Raw genomic sequence first — 17,086 nt, forward strand, 5'->3', positions numbered from 1 at the left:
TTCATCATTTTTTCGATGACTCAGATTGTTTATACATATAATAAGCCCCCGCCATAAAATAATCATGAAAGTAGCAAGGGGAGTTGTTTAGTGAAACTGAATATTTAAGAATTACAGTAATTCTATTATAGTATGTATTGTAAAATTTATAAAATATTATAACTGTATAATTTTAATATCCATGTTTATCAATGTTTGGATGTTACCTAACACAATCTATTCCTATTATATATGTAAATACAGTTGTTTTGCTACTGTAAATGAAGAAATAAAATAAGCCAAGACATAAAATTCTTGGCTACATGTAAATCGCGCTTTGAGGTTATTTTACAGTGACAGTAGCTTGCTGGGGAATACGCTCAAATAACCAGTGTATATCATTGTTATACATACGAATACAACCTAGTGTTGTCCACTTACCAATTGCCTGATTATTGTTCGTACCATGAATCGCATAAGTTGTTCCATAAGTTCCTGCCATGTTTAGTCCGAGCCAACGGTCACCAAGCGGATTACGTGGATCGCCGCCTTTAATTTTGCCTGTGTAATAAGGACGATTTTTAATTTTATTTACGATTTGAAAAGTACCTTTAGGTGTAGGCGTAGCTGCTTTTCCAGTAGCGACAGTAAAACTTTTTATGAATTTTCCGTTTTGATAATAATCCATTTTATTTAACTGCGTGTTTACAATCAGTTGATCTTTCGTTGTAGCTGCCTCAGCATTTGTGAATGGAATAGTTAAAACTCCTAATGATAATAGTGCGCTTAATAATAGTTTTTTCATTTTATTCTCCTTTTTACTATTGTAATAGTCTTACATACAATGAATTTGCAATCCTCGTAATACTTTATTTACATTTTCATCTAATGTTTCAAAGAAGGTAGTAATTTTGGCATTGTGTTTGTTGTTTTTATCAATAAGTAATCTTTCATTTAATAAAAGTTCGCCATGTAGTCCAAAACTTTGAACTTGAATATTTAATTCATCTTCCGTTTCAGAAATAATTGGTAAGAAGTAGTGAAAAGCTTTCGTTGGAATGATGTAGCTTTTGCCAATCATGCTTTCTTGATTTGAATTAATCCATTTTTTTGTAACAATCTTAATGTTCTTTTTTGAAACGATAAAAGACAGTGTTGTAGACTTTGTTAAACTTACGTCAAATTCATTTGTTTCACATATGTGTAAATTAAAAACGGTTTCATTTTGGTGAGATTCAACATTTGTATTAATAAAATCGTGCATTTTATAAGCTTCCATTTTTTATTCACCCTTTTTTCAATTTCGAAAAGCGATTAATATTTATTCAAATTAATGTTTAGTCATATATTGGTTAAATTTTTCAACAAATTCCGATATAATCTTACAATACTTATATGAAGCTAATATGAAGTTAGTATGAGTTTGTAGTGGTTTTTTATTAAGAACAAAATATAACGATTTTTAAGTGTTAAAAAATGGATAAAAAGTGCATATTAAGGCCCTAGTTTCTCACGTTATATACTTGTTAAGTTGTCTGAAAATGAAAGTAAATAAAGAACGTAAAAGTTTAGTGAGAGCCTTACAAAAATGTAATAAAAATGTAAGCTATTGTGATAGTTATTTCGACAATTTTTTTATACAATATTAGTAAGAAGTTGCACGTGATTGAAAGGAGAGATGACATGGAATGGATTCATGAATTATTTCAGCAATACGGGTACTATGTTGTACTTGTTGGTTTGCTGTTAGAATATATTGCACTTCCGTTTCCGGGAGAGCCAACGTTAGCATATGCGGGATTTTTAGCACATAAAGGTGATTTAAGTTTACCGATTTTAATTATCCTATCCTTCATTGGGACAAGTGTAGGAATGACGATCCAATACTTTTTAGGAAATAAATTAGGAATGCCCTTTGTTCAAAAGTATGGGAAATACGTATTTTTAACACAAAGAAAAATCGACTTAACAAGAATGTGGTTTGATAAGTATGGATATTTCCTAATCTTTATCGGTTTCTTTATTCCTGGTGTACGTCACTTTACAGGATACTTTGCAGGAATTATTAACTTACCATTCCGCCGTTTTGCAATTACAATTTACTCAGGTGCTCTATTTTGGGTATCATTCTTCTTAATTGGTGGTTACTGGTTAGGTGGAAACTTGCATGATATTTTTGGAGCGTTAGAAGGTCACATCGGTAAAATTATTTTTGGAGTGATTGCGATTGTAGCAATTACGTTAGGAGTTCGTTTCCGTAAACAGTTAAAACGAGCATTCTTACAAAACGCAAGTTAATATGGAATCCATTCTATGTCAGAATTTAGGAAGGCAGTGCAGATGCACTGCCTTTTTTATTTTATGTTCCAATCGATTTTTAACTTTCCTTTTAATTGATTTCCGCTAACTATAATGTAATAAGTGCCTGTCTTAATTGCTGCGAAATGGTACGTATTAGGGCCAGCTGGAGCTAAAAAATTTTCTTCCTCTTGAAACTCACTAGCCATTTTTATGTCCCCTATGTAGCCATTCGAATTTTCAGCTTGTGATTCAATAGTGAATTCTAATATTTCACCTCGTTTTAGTTCAATTGGGACTTTATGTTCACCACTAAAATGTTGAAAAGATGCTTCGAAAGAGTTATCGGTTTTTGTTTCGACCCATTGTTCTTTTGATGTTCCAACCCTTGCTATATCTACTAAGTGAATTGTGATAAATATAATAAACATAATGCTTGGTACGAAATACTGTATCCACTTAAATTTTGTTGCTATGACTGTGCATAAATAGAAAGAAAGAGAACATACTGCTCCGATTGATCCGAGGAACAAGAACTGTATTAGATCAGCTTCTTTAAATATTAAGAAGGGAAGAAAAAATAAATAGCCGCAAAAAATGTAAAGTAATAATGTCTTCAGTCTTGTATATGTTTTTAATTTCAATTTATCTATGCAAATAGAACAAAAAATTGCATATACCGCAAGGAAAGGAACGAAGGGAAAATATAGTAGTTCTCGTAATCCAGCTAAGAAACTATATAATGTTGGTTGACTAGTTGTTAAGAGAAGCGTGCTAATAAGTAATAATAAAAAGAAAGTCGCTGTAAGTTTAGTAAGAATATAGGAAAAAGTAGATGTTTTATTCATAGGTCACTTCCTTTGTTTAATATTTCACATTCATTATATAGGTTATTTTTATCATAATATATCTTTATTTTTGTCAATTATTAACGTCAAAATGACAATTATAATTGACAAAAATAAGGATATTATTTACAATTTTAATTAAATAAATGAAAAAGAGGGAAGATATGAAGCTTCAAAATCGGGTGAGGGAACTAAGAGCAAAGCATCGTTTATCACAAGGGGATTTAGGGAAAGCGATTGGATCATCGCGGCAAACGATTAGTTTAATTGAGCGCGGAGATTATGCACCATCTATCGTATTGTCGTTAAAAATCGCACAAATTTTCAATGTACCGGTGGAGGAAATATTTACGTTAGTGGAGGGGGAAGATGATGGTGAAGGGTAAAATGGGAGAACAATTTATTAGTTTTTGCAAACTCATATTAAGTATGGTAGGTGGCTTTTTTGCATCCTATATAGCTTTAGACTTACTCTCGGATGAACCGAGAAAATTATCACCCAATATATTAATAGGTGTATGTACTCTTTTTGGAATGATAATGATGTATTACACTTGGAAGAATACACGTATGTTAGCGGAGGCACGTGATGAAGAAGAGAGTGTACAAGGTAGAAAATTAGGGATTGTAATTATGTATTTACGTATAGGAGATATAGTTACGCAGGCCTGGTTTGTATATGCAGTTATTACATGTAGACGTGCATTCATGCAAGATGCAAATGTTTCCTTCGCAATTTGGAACATGGTAGCTGCTACTGCTTTTACGATTATTATAGTGATCATTGGGATCATGGCGAGGAATCGTTATAACAAGCTTTACCCTGAACAAGGTGTAACGTATATGGAATCGATGGAGATGTGGAAGAAAAACGCTGATGAAGGATTAAAGCATATTGTGCATGAAGCTGGATATAAAGCTTACGAATTTACGAATAAAGTATTGGCATATGTGTGGTGGGCTGCCGTTATATATACAGCTGTTAGTGATATCAATTTCGTGTTGCTTGGTTTAATCTCATTTATTTGGATATTACATATCGGAAAATTCATGTACGAAATGCATAGAAAAATGATTTATTAAGGGGAGGAAAAGGTGGATATTTTAAGAAGGCCAGCTGGTACTATGACGGTGGCGTTAGTTTTGTCCATTTTATACGGAGTAATCCGAACTGAGAAATTAGAAATAATGTTGGATATATGGGCATTATTTGGAATTTTTTTATTGGTGCTAGCTATTCATGAGCTAGGACATGTAGTGTTTGGTTTAATAGGTGGTTTAAATTTAAAATTTATGACAGTAGGGCCGATTACTTTTCAAAAAGAGAAGGGGAAAGTACGCATTCGAGAAAATAAATTGTGGATGTACTTTGGAGGCGTGGCGATGTTAGTGCCTCCTTCCATAGAGACACCAAATCTTTCGAAAAAATGGGCGTGGCTCACTTTAGGTGGACCGATTGTGAGTTTACTATTTGGTATTACTTCTGGTTACATATACATGGTGAGTTACTATCAATATCTTTTATATTTTTCTGTTTTACACTTTGTCATTTTTGCAGCTACAATCGTACCGATAAAAGGAACGTTTTTGAGTGATGGTATGCAATTTCTCATTTTAATTAAAGATGATGAAAAAGCGAGGCAGCATTTATATAACATTCAAGTATCGAGTGAGTTATTTAGTTATAAGAGGCCGAAAGTTTGGGATAAGAGATTAATAGAACTTAGTGAGGAAAAATTAAAGGAAGATAAAAGTATAAGAGATATAATGAGCGGACTTATGCTCGTTTTTTATACCAGAGCCGATCAAGAAGGAATGGAAAGAGCGATACCATATATAGAACCAATTGTTCAACTACCTGTAACGAAAGAAAATAAATATTTCGTTAGTAGTTTTCATAGTTGGTATCTTTTATATAAAGCTCTTTATCAGATGGATAGTCTTTCTCTGCAAGAAGCGAAAGAACATGGGAAGGCTATTACAAAAATAGACTTACATGGGTATTATCGTACACAAGGAATTGTGAAATATGTAGAGGGCGATATGGAAGCTTCCAACGTTTATATGAGGAAAGCGGATAAAGAATTGAAGAGCGCCGAGAAGAGTGAAATGGGATATTTACAATTAGAAAGAGAATGGTTTGAGCAGCTGAAAGAGAGGGTATCTTACGATGGGTGAGGTATCCTCTTTTTTCTATGTCGTCTTATGCCGTTCCATAAAAAGTGTGGGGCGAGTAAAATAAGATGTGAGGAGCAAAGCTTGGAGGAATTCTAGATGGAAATTTTAACGATTATTTTAATCGTCTTACTCATTTATGCTGTTTTTAAAGTAGCGTATGTAGCATTAAAAATACTCGCGATCTTATTAATTATCTTTTTAATCGTAGAGTTCGGCAGTAAATTGCTTGGGGGATAGGGTATGTTGAGCGTCTTGATTGTCGAAGAATGTCGGTAAGTCGATATCCTGTGTCGAACCGTCGATATAATGAAAAAATCGTTGATATAATCCGGTAAATACCAATCAGGGTATGCAAATCAATATAAAAAAAGCTGGAAGAATCTCTTCCAGCTTACGAGTTACTTTCAATTTGGCGACCGTTTTCTTCTTCGTTGTCTTGTAATAGGTTGAATACATCTGCTAGACAGAATGCAATGAACCAAGTCCATAGACCGTGGAAGAAAGCTGAGCTTAATTGAAGTGGTAATGTATAGTTAGTCATTGAGTAGGAAATACATCCGCCGACAATTCCGATCATTGTTAATAACATTGTTTTTTGCGCATTTTCTTCTGGATTAAAGAGGAAGAAAATGTATCCACCTAAAATTGAAGCGCTTACAAGTGTCTCGATTCCATTAAAAATGATATTCTCTCCAAGCTGAGTGTTTGTCCAGAAGCAGATTGTTCCGCCGATAATAGCAAACAGGACAGCTATTGTATATCGTATATATTGATTCATATGTTCATCTCCTTATGTAATAAGATGATTTGGAAGTCAAAAAGGTAGGTATAGTATATTGAAGTGAGTTTTAATTGTACGTATCTTTTTATAAAAAGATCATTGAAGAGTAACTAAGATGATCGGTTTTTTAAACCGTTACGTGTATGGTGTCTGAAATATACCCGACTGCTCGTTTCTTTTTGCTTGTAAAATAAGAGAAACTTCCAAGTCTATATACTCTTTTTTTGTGAGTCTGTTTTCATTATAACATATTTAGAGGCATAATAATAGAATTATCTGATTTTGTAATAAGTGTAAAAAATAAAAAACGCAAGGAAATACCGTTAACGGTGCGGTTTAGTGGAAGAAGGAGTTTCATTTATTTTGATGAAATATGTAATCAAGGTGAGATCTAAGAAGGCTTAAATACGATAAAAAGTGTTTTATGGCATGCATGTAATGTAAGGGAGGAGAGTTAACTTGGAGTTCACAACAGAAAGATTAATAATTAGACCTTTTAAGAGTACTGATTTGCAGGATGTATTTGCTATTTATAATAGTGATGATACATGTAAGTTCCTATTACATAATAAGTGGACTCATGAAGACATGCAGGAAAGATTTAATAAGAAGCTAGCAAACAATGCACTTACTAAAGACTCAATATTAAGTTTGGCGGTTATATACAAAACTAAGGTAGTTGGTGATTTATCCGTATGGTACACAAATATGAAAGACACTGTCGAGATTGGTTATAGTTTTTCAAATGAAGTAACTGGAAGAGGTTTGGCAACAGAAGCTGTAAGTCGTTTGGTATTTAAATTATTTAATGAATGTAATGTACACCGTATACAAGCTAATCTTGATGCACGAAATACAGCTTCACAAAAATTGTGTGAACGAATAGGCATGAGAAAGGAAGCACATTTCATACAAGATTTCTGGAATAAAGATGAATGGACAGATAGTATTGTATATGGAATGCTACCCTCCGATTTGTAGTAATAAACTTAATGCTTGTATTATGCTAAAGGGTACGTGAGTTGAATAACAAAGGGCATAACATATTATATGTTATGCCCTTTCATGTATTGACCTTTTTATATGCGTTTGAAACGGCCGACAATTTCAACTGTTTCAGTAATGTTCATAAATGCTTTATTATCCACTTGACGGATAATACGTTTCATTTCGCCTAACTCATAGCGAGTCACGACAGTGTAAATCATTTTTTTCTTATGGTTTGTATAGCCGCCGACAGCATCTACCATTGTCACGCCACGTATGCCGTGATGTAGTAGGGCGCTTTTTATTTCCTCGCCTTTTTCTGTAATTGTCATTATCGTTAATTTAATATGTTTCGTATGCACAGCATCGATCACTTTGCTGACTACAAATCGACTAATTAACGTATAAAGTGTAATATCCCATCCGAAAATAAATCCTGCTACAACAAGTAAGATTAAGTTGAATACAAATATGATTGCTCCAATTGAAACATCTCGATATTTCGCTACAATCAATCCAACAACATCAAAACCACCTGTTGAAGAAGCAAATCGGAATATGATTCCTGAAGCTGCTCCGCAGATTACACCGCCGAATACAGAAGATAGTAAAATATCGTCTGAAACTTGGTGTACAGGGATAATGTTCATCGCTAACGATGATACAGCTACAAAGTACGCTGTTAAAAAGGTTGTCTTCTTGCCTAAGTAAAAGTGACTTAAAATAAGAAGAGGAATGTTTAGTAAAAAGATAAGTGCACCGATATTGTAGTGCATTAAATAACCGATAATCATCCCTACTCCAGCGAATCCACCGCTAATCATGTTATGCGGGATAAAGAACATATTCATAGAAATTGCATACAAAATAGAAGCTACGAAAATAACAACCAACTGTATGATAAATTCTAAGTGAAATGTTTTAGCTGCTGGGAAGGATAAAAAGGCGGTGTCGGGAACGTAATCGGCGTCTCCTAGTTGACCCATAGTATGTTTCATCTCCATATTCATTTTTGATTACAAGAAGAGAATAAAGGTTTTTTCAAAAACTGGCAATAGTTTTATTATAATGCAAAAATTTTATAAATTTCTAATAAATCAAGCCTATTCATTGATGTGTGTGAATATACTAAAGAAAGCGAATACAATGTTTCTCAATTATTATTTTCTTGAGAAAATATGCAAAATACTTTTTTTGACGATAAAAGGAAATAGAGAATGTTTGCCGAATGTGCTAAAATGACCTTATTAAGGATGTGAAGCGATGGAATTTTTATTGCAGGATGCAATTCTATATATATCGTTTGTAACGACAGCACTTTGTTTATTAGAAGTTTTCTTCCTTGCCAACGTTTCTCGCTTTGTGCGTCAGCAAGCATCGAGCGGTAGACAAAGAGCATTTGCGTTAGTTGATACATGTGAAGATAGTGCTGGGAATGTACCGCTATTTTCTATTTTTTATAAATATGGAATGATTCGTTCTGTACGCAGACAAGAATCAAGTGAAGAGAATGACGAGGTCGGTCCGTATACACCAATGTTTCGCTAAATAATTACGAAACATTGGAGGAATGAACATGTTAAAATCATACCGAGCTGTGCTCGTTAGTTTATCATTATTACTTGTTTTTGTTTTATCTGGTTGCAGTAATGCAGCCCCAATTGATGCACATAGTACGGGAATTTGGGATCATTACTTTGTATATCCAATCTCGTTTATGATTCAATTTGTTGCTCATCATATACCGGGAGCTAGCTTCGGGATTGCTATCATTATTATGACGCTCGTTATTCGTTCAGCGATGATTCCATTAGCTGTTTCGCAATATCGTAGCCAAGCGAAAATGAAGAAAATGCAACCTGAATTGCAGAAGCTAAAGAAAAAATACGGTGATGTAAGTAAAGATCTTGAAAAACAAAAACAGTATCAAAAAGAAATGTCAGAACTAATGAAATCAGGCGGTTGGAATCCACTTGCTGGTTGTTGGCCAATCTTTATACAAATGCCGATTTTCTCTGCTTTGTATTATGCGATTAGCCGAACAGAAGAGATTCGCACATCTTCGTTTTTATGGGTGAACTTAGGACATGCAGATCCTTATCATATATTACCGATTATTGCAGCATTAACGACATTTATTCAAATGAAGGTTTTCCAATCGAATATTACACCTGGAGAACAAGTACAGATGCTAAAGATGCAGCAAATTATGATGCCGGCAATGATTTTATTTATGGGATTTGCGGCACCATCAGGTCTTGTGTTGTACTGGATAACAGGTAACTTATTTACAATGACACAAACAATTGTATTAAGAAGAATAATGGAACGTGAAGAATTACAATTACAAAAAGCATAGAATAACGCCGCTCATCATGAGCGGTGTTTTTTTGTTAAGTCGTTAAGGAAATGTTAAGAAACCAACATTACTATAGGCATTGTATACGAGAGTGTACATGCATTAGAAATATGAAGGAGGAAATTTCCTATGAAGAAGAAAACAGTTGGGTATTTAGCAATTGCAGGTGCTTTATCATTCGGAATTATTGGAGGAGTCGGTATTCCGGCATTCGCGGCAACGAATACTCCAGCAGCTGAGCAATCTACAAAAACGGCGAAAAAAGATTTAGATGACGCTACAAAACAAAAAGTAAAAACGATTATGAATGATACAAAGAAACAGTTAGAGGAGCTAGGTGTAAAGCTTCCAGAGAAAGAAAAACGTAAAGAAATGTTTGCGGGATTAGATGAACAGGCGAAGGAAAAAGCGAAATCAATTTTAGAGCAAGAAAAGTCTGGGAAATTAACACGAGAACAAGCACGAGAGGAGTTAACAAAATTAGGCGTGAAGTTGCCGGAAAAGGGTAAACACAAAGAAATGTTTGCGGGATTAGATGAAGCGACAAAAGAAAAAGCGAAATCAATTTTAGAGCAAGAGAAATCTGGAAAATTAACACGTGAACAAGCAAAAGAGGAATTAGCGAAGTTAGGCGTGAAAATGCCAGAGAAGGGTAAGCATAAAGACATACTTGCTAACTTAGATGAAGCAACAAAGGAAAAAGCAAAGTCTATTTTTGAACAGGAAAAGTCCGGGAAATTAACGCATGAGCAAGCAAAAGAAGAATTAACAAAACTAGGTGTGAAACTTCCAGAGAAAGAGAAGCATGAAGACATCTTTGCGGGATTAGATGAGGCAACAAAAACAAAAGTAAAAGCGATTTTAGACAATGAAAAGAAACAATTAGAGGCATTGAATGTGGATCTTCCGCATCACAAGTTTTTTATGAAAAAAGAAGATAAATAATCGAATTATGTATCTTTCGTGTGGGCAACCGGAAGGTATGTATGTGGGGAGACTTTCTTTTAGAAAGTCTCCCCTTACTTATTGTCGTTTTTTGTTGATAAATCGATATATCTGAAAAATCGCTGATATAATTTTTTATCGCTACACTGTTCCAAAGATACTAGGAAATTAGAGAAGTGTCGTAACTTCTGTTATAATATAAGAAGAGAAATATTTCGTATGTTATATAAAAAAATATATTGATTTTTTCTAACAATTCAATATAATGAACAATAACTACAAAATTCGACATCGAGAAGTAATGATGAGGACATGATTAATTTTTTACGATTCTCAGAGAGGGAAGCCTTTGGCTGTGAGCTTCCTAATACGAAAAAATGGATTACCACCTCTGAACTGCAGCAGTGAACGAACATCTAGTAATTGCTTGCCGGCAAAAACCGTTATTTTAGACTTGAGAAATTGGTGAAGTGTGTTACTTTGCGAATTGAAACAAGGGTGGAACCACGAATATAACACTCGTCCCTTTTTTAGGGAGGAGTGTTTTTTTATTTCATTTTTGCATCACACTAGGATTGGAAGGAGGATACGCAGCATGCATCATGATGAGAAGAACAAAATTGGTTTAACGGTAGCACTTTCTATCGTAGTAGGAACGATTATTGGGTCTGGTGTGTTTATGAAACCAGGCAGCGTATTAGATTACTCAGGGAGTTCTAATATGGCGATTCTTGCTTGGGTAATTGGTGGTCTGTTGACGCTAGCAAGTGGTTTAACAGTAGCTGAAATTGGAGCGCAAATCCCGAAAAATGGTGGGTTGTATACGTATTTAGAGGAGATTTACGGAAGTTTTTGGGGATATTTATCAGGCTGGATGCAAACGATTGTGTATGGGCCAGCTATTATTGGAACGTTAGGGTTATACTTTAGTTCTTTAATGATTAATTTTTTCTATTTAGATAAAGTATGGAATTTACTAATCGCAATTGGAACAGTTGTGTTCCTTGGCGTTGTAAATAGTATGGGAACAAAATATGGAGGTATCGTCCAAACAATCACGACAATCGGGAAGATGATTCCAATCGTATTAATTGTTGTGTTAGGTTTCTCGAAAGGGAATAGCGATATCTTTAACGTAGTTGTGCCAATATCAGAAAATCAAAGTATCGGGATGGCAATTTTAGCAACATTATTTGCTTATGACGGCTGGATTTTACTTGCTTCAATTGGCGGAGAAATGAAGAATCCCACAAAGCTATTACCTAAAGCAATGACAGTTGGGATTTTAATTGTAACAGCTGCTTACGTATTAATTAATTTGGCGTTATTGAATGTATTACCAGCAACGCAAATTGTAGACCTTGGAGAAAATGCAACAGCGACAGCTGCAGGAATGCTACTTGGAGAATATGGCGGGAAAATTATTAGTATCGGTATTATCGTTTCTATTTTCGGTTGTTTAAATGGAAAGATTTTAACGTTCCCACGTATCCCGATGTCGATGGCAGAACGTGGACAACTTCCATTTGCTAAGTTTATTGCGAAGGAAAGCCCAAGATTTAAAACACCAGCAAATGCGATTACTGTTGAAATCATTTTAGGAATTATTTTAATGATTATTAGTGATCCGAATAAGCTATCTGAGATTTCCGTATTCATTATTTATATTTTCTATGTAATGACGTTTATTGGCGTCTTCATTTTAAGAAAGCGCAATAAGAATAAAGAGCGTGCATACAGTGTACCGTTATTCCCAATCGTACCAATCGTTGCGATTTTCGGCTCGCTCTTTGTAATTGGTAGTGCCATTATCAATGATCCGGTAAGTTGTTTCTTATCAATTGGAATTGTGTTTACGGGGCTGCCGGTATATTGGTATTTAAATAAGAAGAATAAAAATGAAGTGTCATGACTGAAGGGTAGGCGTATAATGCGCCTACCTTTTTTACTGTAAAAAAATTGTACTTGTGTTCAACTTCTATTTTGGTTACTATAATCGTAGTAACCAAAATAGAAAGCGTGGGGAAAGACTTGAATTTTCGTGTGTATATTTTAGCTATCGCGGCTTTCGTAGTCGGAACGGTTGAGCTAATTATAGGAGGAACGCTCGATTTAGTTGCCAATGATTTAGGTGTATCTATTAGTGCAGCTGGTCAGCTTATCACAATATTTTCAGTAGTATTTGCTTTATCAGGTCCTGTTTTATTAGCTTTAACAGGGAAATTTGAAAGAAAAACATTGTATGTTGGGGCATTATCAATTTTCTTAATCGGAAATATTATTTCAGCATGTAGTGTGAATTACGGGATGTTAATGTTCTCAAGGGTGATTTGTGCGGCGAGTGGTTCGCTTATTATTGCACTGTCAGTAACACTTGCTTCTAGCGTTGTAGAGCCGCATTTTCGTGCGCGTGCAATTGGAATCATTTTCATGGGGATTAGTGGATCGCTCGTACTTGGAGTACCGCTTGGCCTTGTACTCGGAAATGCATACGGATGGCGTGCACCATTTGTACTCATTTCGATCTTAACAGTTATGGCAATCGCTTGTATTTCATTATTTTTAACGAAAGTACCACCGACATCGGTATTATCAATAAGAGAGCAAATTGCTACGTTAAAAAATAAAAAAATCGTCAGTGCACAGTTAACGTCATTCTTATTTTTAACGGGTCATTTAACACTATATGCATATTTAACACCATTTTTAAAAGATGTTATGCATGTGGAAGCGAATTGGATTAGTGTATTTTACTTCATCTTCGGAATCGCAGCAGTAATTGGGGGCGGCTTCGGAGGCTGGCTTGCTGATAAATGGGGATCGAAGAAAAGTATTATTTCAATTATTATCGTATTTGCGTGTGCGATTTTCCTATTGCCGATGATGACATTCTCATTCCCACTGTTCATTATTATGATGGGAATTTGGAGTATGCTGAGCTGGGCTATTTCACCAGCACAACAAAATTATTTAATTGAAATTGCACCGGAATCAGCTGGTATTCAGCAAAGTTTAAATAACTCTGCTCTTCACTTAGGGATTGCGCTCGGTTCAACAGTAGGCGGAGTTGTTATTGAGAAATCGTCTGTTATATATAATGCTTGGGTAGGAGGCGGCTTTATTATATTAGCGCTGCTTTGTGCAATTTTCTCGATTACGAGAGGACGTTCTACTCAGTTTGCAAAAGAAGAATCTATCGTTTGATAGGTTCTTTTTATTTGTGAAAAATGGAAGGGTTTGGTGGGTGGATGGAGAAATGTGTATATAGCGAGGTGACGGAAAATGATGTCTAATTTCTCGGTATTCGGCATGATAATTGCGCTACTACCGATATTGATAGTTGTTTTTGTATTAAGATGGGTTCGTTTCATCTATCAAAATTCAGAGAAACAAGTGGAGCAAAATGAGAAAATGATTGAGCTGTTGATGGAGATAAAGGAAAAAGATAAGTAATATGTATTCGTTTGAAATTTGTTTCTCGTAAGATATGAAGGCACTTATAAAGTGCCTTTTTTATTATGTTTGAAAATTGGAAACATGTAATGTTTATTTGTCAATAGCAGCATGACAACCAAACGTTTTAAAATGGCTTATTACTGTGAAACTTTCTCAACAATTCGACAAGATACTACAAAAAAACCACCTATTCTCTTTTTTTCACTATAAGTACAATGAAACAGTAAGATTGCTTCATGTAGAAATTTATATATGGTGGTGGAGAGAATGAAACGAAAGATGGTAGGAAAATGGTTTAGTTTTTTAAGTGCTCTTATTATTTTATTAGGAATTGCAATGCCACAAGTAAAGGCAGAAGTAATGAACAGAGAAACATATAAAATGGATTGGAGCTATAGTAATTCGAAACAGCGTGAAATAAAGACAGAAATAATTAAAACGGCTTCGGGTAGTATTGCGTATTGTTTAACGCCTGATTTACGTTCGCCCAATGGGGATGATTTGCCTGAGATGGGGAAAACATCCGATGCTGTATATCGTATTTTATTAAATGGATATCCTCAAAAAAGCCCATCTGAATTAGGTGTAGCGACAACGGAAGAAGCGCATTATGCTACACAATTAGCAGTATGGATTGCAGCAAATGAATTAACGGAAGAAGATTTAGTTGCAAAAAATGAACGTGTACATAATCTTATGAAGCGTTTAGTAGAGGCTTCAAAGAAAGAAACTGGATCACAAAATGTATTTTTTAAAGTTAATCCTGTAGATTCACAAACTGCTACACAAAAAGGTGATTATTTAGAAACAGGATTTTATGCAGTGCAAACAAATGCGGTTTCTGGCTCTTATACAATTCTTCCTGAAAATGCTCCTAAAGGGCTTCGAATTGTAAATGAAAATGGTGAAGAGAAAAGTACGTTATTAATTAACGAAAAATTCAAAATATTAATACCGAAAAATACGAGTAGTGGTAACTTTAAAATGAAAGTGAAGTCTACTTTAACAAATTTACAAGCAGTAGCTTTTAAAGGATCGGAAAAAGTTCAAAATACAACGGTATTGTTACAAAGAAATAGTGAGAAAATCAGTACAGATTTAGTTGTAAATTGGGAATCAGTAGGATCTTTAAAGATTATGAAATTAGGAGAAAAAAAGGAAGTATTAAAAGGAGCGGTGTTTGAAGTTTCTAATGAAAACTTTAAACAAAATGTTACGACTAATGATAAGGGGATTGCGGAGTTAGGTAATCTTCCAATCGGTATATATAGCGTCAAAGAAATTCAAGCGCCAGCTGGATATGTGTTAGACGGAAGCGTTAAAAAAATTGAAGTGAAAACTGGTGAAACAGCTGTATTAGAGCTTAAAAATGAAAATGTAAAAGGTGAATTAGAAATAACGAAAGTAGATGTAGCGGATGGGAATACGAAACTGCCGAACGCAGAATTTACAATCTACAACGAACAAGGGAAAGAAGTAGTAAAAGGAAAAACGGATGAAAAAGGTGTAGCGAAATTCAAACTACCATACGGAAAGTACACGTATAAAGAAACAATAGCGCCAAATGGATATGTAATAAATGAAGAGACATTCGCATTTGAAATAAAAGAGAATGGACAAATTATTAAACATATTGTTCAAGATAAGAAAGTAGAAGGTGAATTAGAAATAACGAAAGTAGATATAGCGGATGGGAATACAAAACTACCAAATGCAGAGTTTACAATCTACAACGAACAAGGGAAAGAAGTAGTAAAAGGGAAAACGGATGAAAAAGGTGTAGCGAAATTTAAACTACCATACGGAAAGTACATGTATAAAGAAACAATAGCGCCAAATGGATATGTAATAAATGAAGAGACATTCGCATTTGAAATAAAAGAGAATGGACAAATTATTAAACATATTGTTCAAGATAAGAAAGTAGAAGGTGAATTAGAAATAACGAAAGTAGATATAGCGGATGGGAATACAAAACTACCAAATGCAGAGTTTACAATCTACAACGAACAAGGGAAAGAAGTAGTAAAAGGAAAAACGGATGAAAAAGGTGTAGCGAAATTCAAACTACCATACGGAAAGTACACGTATAAAGAAACAATAGCGCCAAATGGATATGTAATAAATGAAGAGACATTCGCATTTGAAATAAAAGAGAATGGACAAATTATTAAACATATTGTTCAAGATAAGAAAGTAGAAGGTGAATTAGAAATAACGAAAGTAGATATAGCGGATGGGAATACAAAACTACCAAATGCAGAGTTTACAATCTACAACGAACAAGGGAAAGAAGTAGTAAAAGGGAAAACGGATGAAAAAGGTGTAGCGAAATTTAAACTACCATACGGAAAGTACATGTATAAAGAAACAATAGCGCCAAATGGATATGTAATAAATGAAGAGACATTCGCATTTGAAATAAAAGAGAATGGACAAATTATTAAACATATTGTTCAAGATAAGAAAGTAGAAGGTGAATTAGAAATAACGAAAGTAGATATAGCGGATGGGAATACAAAACTACCAAATGCAGAGTTTACAATCTACAACGAACAAGGGAAAGAAGTAGTAAAAGGGAAAACGGATGAAAAAGGTGTAGCGAAATTTAAACTACCATACGGAAAGTACATGTATAAAGAAACAATAGCGCCAAATGGATATGTAATAAATGAAGAGACATTCGCATTTGAAATAAAAGAGAATGGACAAATTATTAAACATATTGTTCAAGATAAGAAAGTAGAAGGTGAGTTAGAAATAACGAAAGTAGATATAGCGGATGGGAATACGAAATTACCAAATGCAGAATTTACAATCTACAACGAACAAGGAAAAGAAGTAGTAAAAGGAAAAACAAATGAGCAAGGTGTAGCGAAATTCAAACTACCATACGGAAAGTACAAGTATAAAGAAACGATAGCGCCAAATGGATATGTAATAAATGAAGAGACATTTACATTTGAGATAAAAGAGGATGGAGAAATTCTTAAACATATTGTGGGAAATAAGAAAGAAGAAAAGGCATCGATTCCTTCTAAGCCAAATAAGCCAACACCGAATGGAGAAGTGAAACCTTCCGCTGATGTGAAGCAGGTTCAACAACATAATACTCATAATGAAGTGCGTTTGCCAGCTACTGGCGGCATCGGCAATGAATTTACGTCTTTATTCGTTTTAGGAATTAGTTTTATTATTGCTGGTGCTTATGTGTTAAGAATGAAAAATAGAAAAGAAATGTAGAAAAAAACGCCT

At 34.4% G+C, this 17,086-nt stretch carries 18 protein-coding genes and 1 other annotated feature; of the genes, 13 read left to right on the top strand and 5 right to left on the bottom strand.

Going from position 1 to position 17,086, the window contains the following annotated elements; genetic code table 11:
- Nucleotides 1–322: 322 nt before the first annotated feature.
- Nucleotides 323–784 carry a L,D-transpeptidase gene (locus QCI73_RS02325; RefSeq protein ID WP_048553142.1) on the bottom strand — a complete coding sequence of 154 codons (462 nt, stop codon included), beginning with the start codon at nucleotides 782–784 and terminating at the stop codon, nucleotides 323–325.
- 30 nt (nucleotides 785–814) lie between these two features.
- On the bottom strand, nucleotides 815–1,258 hold the full coding sequence (locus QCI73_RS02330) for a DUF3978 domain-containing protein (RefSeq protein ID WP_000388752.1): 444 nt from the start codon (nucleotides 1,256–1,258) through the stop codon (nucleotides 815–817).
- A 404-nt stretch (nucleotides 1,259–1,662) separates the two neighbouring features.
- On the opposite strand from QCI73_RS02330, the gene QCI73_RS02335 reads away from it, so the two are divergent.
- Nucleotides 1,663–2,277, top strand: a complete 615-nt coding sequence (locus tag QCI73_RS02335; RefSeq protein ID WP_000454756.1) for a DedA family protein — start codon at nucleotides 1,663–1,665, stop codon at nucleotides 2,275–2,277.
- 56 nt (nucleotides 2,278–2,333) lie between these two features.
- On the opposite strand, the gene QCI73_RS02340 is transcribed toward QCI73_RS02335, so the two are convergent.
- Complete coding sequence (locus QCI73_RS02340) at nucleotides 2,334–3,125, bottom strand: hypothetical protein (RefSeq protein ID WP_353822440.1); 792 nt, start codon at nucleotides 3,123–3,125, stop codon at nucleotides 2,334–2,336.
- Between the two features lie 164 nt (nucleotides 3,126–3,289).
- On the opposite strand from QCI73_RS02340, the gene QCI73_RS02345 reads away from it, so the two are divergent.
- The 4 genes from QCI73_RS02345 (at nucleotide 3,290) to QCI73_RS02360 (ending at nucleotide 5,540) form a co-directional block, all read left to right on the top strand.
- A complete protein-coding gene (locus QCI73_RS02345) occupies nucleotides 3,290–3,511 on the top strand; it encodes a helix-turn-helix transcriptional regulator (protein ID WP_000776167.1) in 222 nt (73 codons plus the stop codon).
- Nucleotides 3,498–4,208, top strand: a complete 711-nt coding sequence (locus QCI73_RS02350; RefSeq protein WP_353822441.1) for a DUF3169 family protein — start codon at nucleotides 3,498–3,500, stop codon at nucleotides 4,206–4,208. The genes QCI73_RS02345 and QCI73_RS02350 overlap by 14 nt, the downstream gene beginning before the upstream one ends.
- 42 nt (nucleotides 4,209–4,250) lie before the next feature.
- Nucleotides 4,251–5,303, top strand: a complete 1,053-nt coding sequence (locus QCI73_RS02355; RefSeq protein ID WP_353824084.1) for a M50 family metallopeptidase — start codon at nucleotides 4,251–4,253, stop codon at nucleotides 5,301–5,303.
- A 96-nt stretch (nucleotides 5,304–5,399) separates the two neighbouring features.
- Nucleotides 5,400–5,540 (top strand): DUF3985 family protein, encoded by a 141-nt coding sequence (locus QCI73_RS02360; protein ID WP_000404782.1) that lies wholly within the window; start codon nucleotides 5,400–5,402, stop codon nucleotides 5,538–5,540.
- Between the two features lie 154 nt (nucleotides 5,541–5,694).
- Here the strand turns inward: QCI73_RS02360 and QCI73_RS02365 are convergent, their stop codons facing one another.
- Complete coding sequence (locus QCI73_RS02365; protein WP_001077770.1) at nucleotides 5,695–6,081, bottom strand: DUF3938 domain-containing protein; 387 nt, start codon at nucleotides 6,079–6,081, stop codon at nucleotides 5,695–5,697.
- A gap of 462 nt (nucleotides 6,082–6,543) precedes the next feature.
- Between QCI73_RS02365 and QCI73_RS02370 the strand changes: the two genes are divergently transcribed.
- Nucleotides 6,544–7,065 (top strand): GNAT family N-acetyltransferase, encoded by a 522-nt coding sequence (locus tag QCI73_RS02370; protein ID WP_046198716.1) that lies wholly within the window; start codon nucleotides 6,544–6,546, stop codon nucleotides 7,063–7,065.
- Nucleotides 7,066–7,163: 98 nt separating this feature from the next.
- On the opposite strand, the gene QCI73_RS02375 is transcribed toward QCI73_RS02370, so the two are convergent.
- Entirely contained in the window at nucleotides 7,164–8,057 is an 894-nt protein-coding gene (locus QCI73_RS02375; RefSeq protein WP_000530037.1) for a YitT family protein, read from the bottom strand.
- Between the two features lie 277 nt (nucleotides 8,058–8,334).
- On the opposite strand from QCI73_RS02375, the gene QCI73_RS02380 reads away from it, so the two are divergent.
- From QCI73_RS02380 to QCI73_RS02410, 7 genes are all read left to right on the top strand, one after another.
- A complete protein-coding gene (locus QCI73_RS02380; protein ID WP_000394930.1) occupies nucleotides 8,335–8,619 on the top strand; it encodes a hypothetical protein in 285 nt (94 codons plus the stop codon).
- A gap of 28 nt (nucleotides 8,620–8,647) precedes the next feature.
- On the top strand, nucleotides 8,648–9,430 hold the full coding sequence (gene yidC / locus QCI73_RS02385; protein WP_044791216.1) for a membrane protein insertase YidC: 783 nt from the start codon (nucleotides 8,648–8,650) through the stop codon (nucleotides 9,428–9,430).
- A 129-nt stretch (nucleotides 9,431–9,559) separates the two neighbouring features.
- Nucleotides 9,560–10,375 carry a hypothetical protein gene (locus QCI73_RS02390; RefSeq protein ID WP_353822442.1) on the top strand — a complete coding sequence of 272 codons (816 nt, stop codon included), beginning with the start codon at nucleotides 9,560–9,562 and terminating at the stop codon, nucleotides 10,373–10,375.
- A 292-nt stretch (nucleotides 10,376–10,667) separates the two neighbouring features.
- Nucleotides 10,668–10,905, top strand: a binding site (T-box leader).
- Between the two features lie 65 nt (nucleotides 10,906–10,970).
- Nucleotides 10,971–12,287 carry an APC family permease gene (locus QCI73_RS02395; RefSeq protein WP_353822443.1) on the top strand — a complete coding sequence of 439 codons (1,317 nt, stop codon included), beginning with the start codon at nucleotides 10,971–10,973 and terminating at the stop codon, nucleotides 12,285–12,287.
- A 107-nt stretch (nucleotides 12,288–12,394) separates the two neighbouring features.
- Entirely contained in the window at nucleotides 12,395–13,579 is a 1,185-nt protein-coding gene (locus tag QCI73_RS02400) for an MFS transporter (protein ID WP_483299575.1), read from the top strand.
- Nucleotides 13,580–13,660: 81 nt separating this feature from the next.
- A complete protein-coding gene (locus QCI73_RS02405) occupies nucleotides 13,661–13,828 on the top strand; it encodes a hypothetical protein (RefSeq protein ID WP_327922729.1) in 168 nt (55 codons plus the stop codon).
- Between the two features lie 270 nt (nucleotides 13,829–14,098).
- The gene (locus QCI73_RS02410; RefSeq protein ID WP_353822446.1) at nucleotides 14,099–17,074 is read left to right on the top strand and encodes a SpaA isopeptide-forming pilin-related protein; all 2,976 of its coding nucleotides are present in this window, start codon (nucleotides 14,099–14,101) and stop codon (nucleotides 17,072–17,074) included.
- Nucleotides 17,075–17,086: the final 12 nt, after the last annotated feature.

Origin of the sequence: Bacillus cereus group sp. MG16 (assembly GCF_040459875.1) — a bacterium.
Taxonomy (GTDB): domain Bacteria; phylum Bacillota; class Bacilli; order Bacillales; family Bacillaceae_G; genus Bacillus_A; species Bacillus_A paranthracis.

What these genes read in the sequence shown, in the direction of transcription:
- QCI73_RS02325 (WP_048553142.1), bottom strand. Translation starts at nt 784, where the DNA reads ATGAAAAAACTATTATTAAGCGCACTATTATCATTAGGAGTTTTAACT.
- QCI73_RS02330 (WP_000388752.1), bottom strand. Translation starts at nt 1,258, where the DNA reads ATGGAAGCTTATAAAATGCACGATTTTATTAATACAAATGTTGAATCT.
- QCI73_RS02335 (WP_000454756.1), top strand. Translation starts at nt 1,663, where the DNA reads ATGGAATGGATTCATGAATTATTTCAGCAATACGGGTACTATGTTGTA.
- QCI73_RS02340 (WP_353822440.1), bottom strand. Translation starts at nt 3,125, where the DNA reads ATGAATAAAACATCTACTTTTTCCTATATTCTTACTAAACTTACAGCG.
- QCI73_RS02345 (WP_000776167.1), top strand. Translation starts at nt 3,290, where the DNA reads ATGAAGCTTCAAAATCGGGTGAGGGAACTAAGAGCAAAGCATCGTTTA.
- QCI73_RS02350 (WP_353822441.1), top strand. Translation starts at nt 3,498, where the DNA reads ATGGTGAAGGGTAAAATGGGAGAACAATTTATTAGTTTTTGCAAACTC.
- QCI73_RS02355 (WP_353824084.1), top strand. Translation starts at nt 4,251, where the DNA reads ATGACGGTGGCGTTAGTTTTGTCCATTTTATACGGAGTAATCCGAACT.
- QCI73_RS02360 (WP_000404782.1), top strand. Translation starts at nt 5,400, where the DNA reads ATGGAAATTTTAACGATTATTTTAATCGTCTTACTCATTTATGCTGTT.
- QCI73_RS02365 (WP_001077770.1), bottom strand. Translation starts at nt 6,081, where the DNA reads ATGAATCAATATATACGATATACAATAGCTGTCCTGTTTGCTATTATC.
- QCI73_RS02375 (WP_000530037.1), bottom strand. Translation starts at nt 8,057, where the DNA reads ATGGGTCAACTAGGAGACGCCGATTACGTTCCCGACACCGCCTTTTTA.
- QCI73_RS02380 (WP_000394930.1), top strand. Translation starts at nt 8,335, where the DNA reads ATGGAATTTTTATTGCAGGATGCAATTCTATATATATCGTTTGTAACG.
- yidC (WP_044791216.1), top strand. Translation starts at nt 8,648, where the DNA reads ATGTTAAAATCATACCGAGCTGTGCTCGTTAGTTTATCATTATTACTT.
- QCI73_RS02390 (WP_353822442.1), top strand. Translation starts at nt 9,560, where the DNA reads ATGAAGAAGAAAACAGTTGGGTATTTAGCAATTGCAGGTGCTTTATCA.
- QCI73_RS02395 (WP_353822443.1), top strand. Translation starts at nt 10,971, where the DNA reads ATGCATCATGATGAGAAGAACAAAATTGGTTTAACGGTAGCACTTTCT.
- QCI73_RS02405 (WP_327922729.1), top strand. Translation starts at nt 13,661, where the DNA reads ATGTCTAATTTCTCGGTATTCGGCATGATAATTGCGCTACTACCGATA.
- QCI73_RS02410 (WP_353822446.1), top strand. Translation starts at nt 14,099, where the DNA reads ATGAAACGAAAGATGGTAGGAAAATGGTTTAGTTTTTTAAGTGCTCTT.